Origin of the sequence: Kroppenstedtia guangzhouensis, assembly GCF_014637345.1 — a bacterium.
GTDB lineage: Bacteria > Bacillota > Bacilli > Thermoactinomycetales > DSM-45169 > Kroppenstedtia > Kroppenstedtia guangzhouensis.
The window spans coordinates 1-5,381 of sequence record NZ_BMEX01000040.1 but is presented as its reverse complement, the minus strand read 5'-3'; the positions used below and the strand labels follow the sequence as shown (position 1 = coordinate 5,381).

General features: G+C 46.6%; 5 protein-coding genes and 1 pseudogene. 4 read left to right on the top strand and 2 right to left on the bottom strand.

Annotated elements, in window-relative coordinates; all coding sequences use genetic code 11:
• Positions 1–99: 99 nt before the first annotated feature.
• Together IEV46_RS17475 and IEV46_RS17470 are read right to left on the bottom strand one after the other, a co-directional pair.
• Positions 100–561, bottom strand: a complete 462-nt coding sequence (locus IEV46_RS17475; RefSeq protein ID WP_188433844.1) for a DUF6220 domain-containing protein — start codon at positions 559–561, stop codon at positions 100–102.
• Complete coding sequence (locus tag IEV46_RS17470) at positions 561–773, bottom strand: DUF5957 family protein (RefSeq protein WP_188433842.1); 213 nt, start codon at positions 771–773, stop codon at positions 561–563. The genes IEV46_RS17475 and IEV46_RS17470 overlap by 1 nt, the downstream gene beginning before the upstream one ends.
• A gap of 182 nt (positions 774–955) precedes the next feature.
• Here IEV46_RS17470 and IEV46_RS17465 point away from each other — a divergent pair, with 182 nt between their 5' ends.
• The 4 genes and pseudogenes from IEV46_RS17465 to IEV46_RS18420 all read left to right on the top strand — a co-directional run bounded on the left by IEV46_RS17465 (position 956) and on the right by IEV46_RS18420 (position 4,926).
• Entirely contained in the window at positions 956–1,639 is a 684-nt protein-coding gene (locus tag IEV46_RS17465; RefSeq protein ID WP_188433840.1) for a response regulator transcription factor, read from the top strand.
• A complete protein-coding gene (locus IEV46_RS17460) occupies positions 1,636–3,018 on the top strand; it encodes a sensor histidine kinase (protein ID WP_188433838.1) in 1,383 nt (460 codons plus the stop codon). Before IEV46_RS17465 ends, IEV46_RS17460 begins: the two co-directional genes overlap by 4 nt.
• Before the next feature lie 40 nt (positions 3,019–3,058).
• Positions 3,059–4,332: pseudogene (locus tag IEV46_RS17455) on the top strand (PEP/pyruvate-binding domain-containing protein); the annotation flags it as partial.
• 459 nt (positions 4,333–4,791) lie between these two features.
• Positions 4,792–4,926 (top strand): hypothetical protein, encoded by a 135-nt coding sequence (locus IEV46_RS18420; RefSeq protein WP_268235936.1) that lies wholly within the window; start codon positions 4,792–4,794, stop codon positions 4,924–4,926.
• Positions 4,927–5,381: the final 455 nt, after the last annotated feature.

The window sequence follows — 5,381 nt, the reverse complement described above, 5'->3', positions numbered from 1 at the left end:
TGAAGGCGATTCAGGAGTACATACGGTGGCGCAACAAGAACAAGCGGGACGCTGTGATCCTAAATGAGCAAAACAAGATCAAAGTTGCCTGAAGGGGCACTAGTCTGGGTTGTTAAATGCCAAGCGTGCTGTTTGCGTTAAGATGGTGATCGACATGCAGAACAACCATACTCCGATAACAGGATGGACAGCTGCTGCCAAAGGTGAAATGGCAGTGATGTTGGCAGTGAAATACACTGCATACATCAACCCGAACACCCCTAAGCTTTGCAAACGGATTTTTCGGGGCAATCGACCGACAAAGCTCAAGATCAGCATGATCAAAGGCAAGGCACTGAACCAATGGGCAAACATCATGTGTCTCATCCAATCCGTCGGACTTACAAAAACAGCGAGGCCCGCAAAAAAGATTTGAATGGTGATACAAACTGTAAAGATGGTTGCGAAACATACAAATACCCAACGTATGATCCGAACGCCTCTTGTCAACTCCTCTGCACTCCCGGTGGACGCTTGATCTTCTTGCTTCATATCTTTCCCGTGGCCTTCCCCTTGTTTCATCACTGGTCTCCCCGCTTCATATGTGATTCATGACGTCGGTCCCAAATCGGTACCAGAACGGCAAAAACCGCTGAACAAATATACGGTAGAAATTTGATCCCCACAGGCTGATGAAACAGCGCCATCCCCAAGATGCCAAACCAGCTGGATAAGGCGATGCCCAGGATAAATCCACCGATTAATCCCACCACCATCGCAATGAAGGTCCTCATTCAATTCCCTCCCTGCTCTGCTTCAATCCCCAGAATTTTTGTTTGTTGATTGAGTTTCATGCTACCAGCCGGATGTTGTGAACTTTTGACGAAGACTTACGGGTTCGATGAAAATTTCAGAGAGTGGACGAAGGCGGGTTATAATGTGGTCAGAAGGATTTTGGGAAGGGATGTGAAACGGAATGAGCCATACCTTGTTATTGGTGGATGATGAAAAACAGGTCCTTCAATTTATGGAGCCCTTCTTGCGTCAGGAAGGGTTTCAAACTCTTACCGCTCAAACCGGGTCCGAGGCTCTCGAAAAAGCCAGGGAGAAGAAACCGGATCTCGTGGTGCTGGATTGGATGCTCCCTGAGATGAGCGGGATTGAGGTTTGCAGAGAGCTTCGGAAAATGAGTCGGATAGGTATTATTATGGTGACAGCCAGAACGGAAGAGACGGATAAGATCATCGGCTTGGAAGTGGGTGCCGACGATTACATCACCAAGCCCTTTTCATTACGAGAGTTGGCCGCCCGCATCCGTTCCGTGTTGCGCCGAATGAAAGGGCTGGAATTCAACGAACAGCAACTGCGACGCGGTGAGCTGTTGATATCCGAATCTCAATGCCGGGTATGGAAACAAGGGGAAGAGATCCCACTCACCCCGACGGAGTTTAGACTTTTGCTGACCCTCGCTGAAAAACCTGGCATCGTATACAGTCGCCTGCAACTTTTGGCTGCGCTGGAAGACGAACTCTTGAATGATGAGCGGACGGTGGACGCCCATATCAGCCGACTCCGTAAAAAAATTGAAGATGTCCCCTCCAATCCCGTCTATATCCAAACCGTCTATGGATTTGGCTATCGATTTGGTGGTCAGTTATGAGTGTCACCCGCAAACTGTTTATCACCATCGTTTCTTTCATCGTGGCCATGTGTCTCGTTTTCGCCTTTGTCACACAGATCGTTCTCAAGGATATCCTCAATGTGATGGTGGATGCCAGCAGGACAAAAGAGGTGAAGGTTTTATCCGACCTGTTTATCGATCACTACGAGAAAAAAGGGGGTTCTTGGGAAGGGGTGCAACAGCTGCAGGTGGGACGAAAAATCGATCGGGATGCCGGCTTGCTGTTGTTGTCCCCAAAAGGGGAACGACTTTATCACGCAGGGGCGGTCCCCGATCAATCCATCACGCTGTTTGGCATCCGGAGTCAGATCCCAAAGGAAGGAAAAACAATCGCTTTTCTGTATTATTACGATCCGGAAGTCGCCCATCTCTCCAAATTGCGAATGGGTATAAGGGATTCCACGACAGTTCTCTTAATCGCAGGTGCAACGGTCTTTGTTCTGCTCTCTCTCCCCGTTGCCTACTGGTTGTCCAAGCGGTTGACGGCCCCGCTCCGATCGATGATTCCCGCCATTGATCGTCTGGGTCAAGGCGAGCTTGGGATCCAAGTTCCCGTGGTGAGCCGGGATGAATACGGGAAGACCGCAAAAGCCTTCAATGAAATGTCCCAACAGCTGCAGCAGGCAGAAGAGATAAGGAGAAATCTGTTTGCAAATGTGGCCCATGAATTGAGGACACCCTTGACCATCCTCCAGGGAAAACTGGAATGGATCCAGCAGAGGGGGCAACCCGTCCAGCCGGAGAGTCTATTGCCCTTGCAGGATGAGTTGATTCGGCTGAATCGTCTCGTCGATGACCTGCATCAGTTATCCCTCGCCGAGGCGAAAAAGTTGCCATTGGATCAGAAACCGACGGATATTCCTCAATTGTTCAGCCGGATTATCGATCGGATCCAGCCGGATGCAGATCGTAAAGGAGTGGAAATCCGACTCCATTGTGACGCAGGAATCCCTTCCATTTCAGTGGACTCCAACCGGATCACACAGGTTTTTCTCAACTTGCTTACCAATGCTCTCCGCTACACACCCCCGGGCGGATCCGTAAAGATTGACATCACGGAGAAAAAGGAGGGTTTGCAAATCCAGGTTTCCGACACAGGAGTCGGGATTCCACCTGAGCATCTCCCTCACCTTTTCAATCGGTTTTACCGAACCGATGAATCCCGTGCACGCAGCAGGGGCGGGATGGGTTTGGGGCTTGCCATTGCCAAAGAGTTCGTCATGGCTCATCACGGAACCATCGAGGTGGAAAGCACCCCGGATCAGGGCACCACTTTCATCGTAGAATTACCTTTTCAAGGGGCAGTAGGAGAGCATCAACCGGTTTTACCGCCAATTGATCGCGAAATGGAAAAGTGACTTGAGATCCACTTGGGGATTCAAGTCACTTTTTCATTCATTCACCACTGATCCGATTAATTCCAAGCGAAAGTTGTTATCCATCGATGCCAGTTTTGGACTTGGAGAAGCACTGGTCTCCGGCTTGGTATCTGCCGATTGTTATAAAGTACGGGATGAGGAAATCGTCGATAAAAGGATAGCGACCAAAAAATTGGCCATCTATGGACGAAAAGAAGGCGGAACAGAGACACAGCCAATCGATCCTGATCAGCAAAAGGCTCAACACTTACTGACCAACAAATTTTACAACTGACACGCATCGGAAGACAGATCGAAGCTTATTTTGGTTGCCCACAAGATATCGAATGGTGTTTGGATGATGATACATTTTACATTGTCCAGAGTCGACCAATCACGACTTATCCCTGAAGCAAATGATCAGGAAAATCACTTTATGTCTCTGTCGGTCACCAACAAATGATGACGGAGAAATCGATATTACCAAACCTCGTTGGAGCGAAAAACCAACTACACTCATCCCCATGATTCTTGGTAATATAAAAAATTTTGAGCCTAATGCCAGCCATCGGAAATTTGAGCAAGGGCGACAGGAAGCTTTAAAAAAAGAACAAGAGTTATTAGATCGATTGAAGCAATTACCCGATGGTGAACAAAAAGTCACAGAAACCAAAGGAATGATCGATCTCATCCGGAATTTCAGCGGGTTTAGGGAATATCCCAAATACGCCATGGTTCATCGCTACTTCGTTTATAAGCAGGCTTTGCTGAAAGAAGCCGAACAACTCGTACAAGTGGGCGTTATTCATGAAAAAGAAGATATATACTATCTCACTTTTGAAGAATTTCACGAAGTTGTAAGCACAAAGAAACTGGATTACCAGATCATCAGCAAACGAAAAGACGAGCAAATCATATGAAAAGCTGACTCCCCCACGTGTGATCACGTCTGATGGTGAAATCATTGCAGGTGAGTACAAACGAGGAAATCTCCCAGTCGAAGCGATTGTAGGCCTGCCTGTTTCTTCCGGAGTGATAGAGGGGCGAGCGCGTGTTATCTTAAACATGGAAGATGCGGCTCTGGAAGATGGAGATATCTTAGTCACCCCCTTTACTGACCCCAGCTGGACACCATTGTTTGTATCCATAAAAGACCTGGTGACCGAAGTTGGTGGATTGATGACCCATGGAGCGGTTATTGCACGTGAATATGGCTTGCCGGCAGTGGTCGGGGTGGAGAATGCCACCAAGCTGATAAAAGATGGGCAACGTATTCGCGTGAATGGAACAGACGGCTATATCGAAATATTATGATTGCTGAACACGTTAAAAAGCACTGCTCCAGTGATAACAGAGCGATGTCTCCCCATCCTTATCGTCATTACACCCCACACTCCTTGGAAATGAATCAAAAAATGGAAAATACCATTCGACCAAGTTCCCTTAGAAGACAAATAAACATCCCTTAAAACGTAAAATTGACATCCTATAAATTTCCATTTAAAATGACAAAAACAGAAGTTACCTTTGCAACTCACACACTCATTACACTTTTTATAAATTGTTGGCGGGACCCCTCATTATAGTTTTGTCAGGATCTCGTACTGGACGGCTCTGTAGCAAATGCCAACCGTTCCAGCTCCTGTCGAGCAAGTCATAAATTCTACCAAGAGAATGAAACATTGACTTGCTAAAAGCCCAAGTGTGATCTGTATCATAGCAAATGATCCCCGGATTGTTTAAGCTGAAGATGGGTCCAAAGGAGGGATAACAATGGATCAGACAGAGAAACAAGAGCGACTTCAGGCGATGTTGGAAAAAGCACTTCGACCGTTGGTCGATCGGATGGAGTCGATGGAGAATGAAATCCAAGACATAAAAAACATGCTCCAAAAGACAGATCAGTAAATTTAGCAAGCCCTCGGACTGAAAGTCCGAGGGCTTGTAATCCCCTTAAGGCAAAATAAACACCCCTTAAAACACAAAACCGAAAGCCTATAAATTTCCATTTAGGGGGAACTGAAAATTCGTGAAAGCACTAAAGAATGCCCTTTTCTATCTAATAGATTAAACTCTCAAGTCTCGATTTTGGGAACTCGATCGATCCTAATAGGAAAAATAAAATATGCTTCCGGTGATCTGCTGTTGATCTCCTAAAGTCGATATATGGGAAATGACTTAAGTTCTCATTGGGCAACTCCGCCCCTGATCCCTTTAAAACAACTAAAACAACTCAGATCCATTTCACCACCCCTAACTTCCGATACGGTACTATTAGGAGTCGCCCGTTTTTTGCGTGTTTTATTGTGCTATTTGCTGTGTTTTAGTTTGGGGATAGTCCATGTTTTGCTGGGTTTTATCAG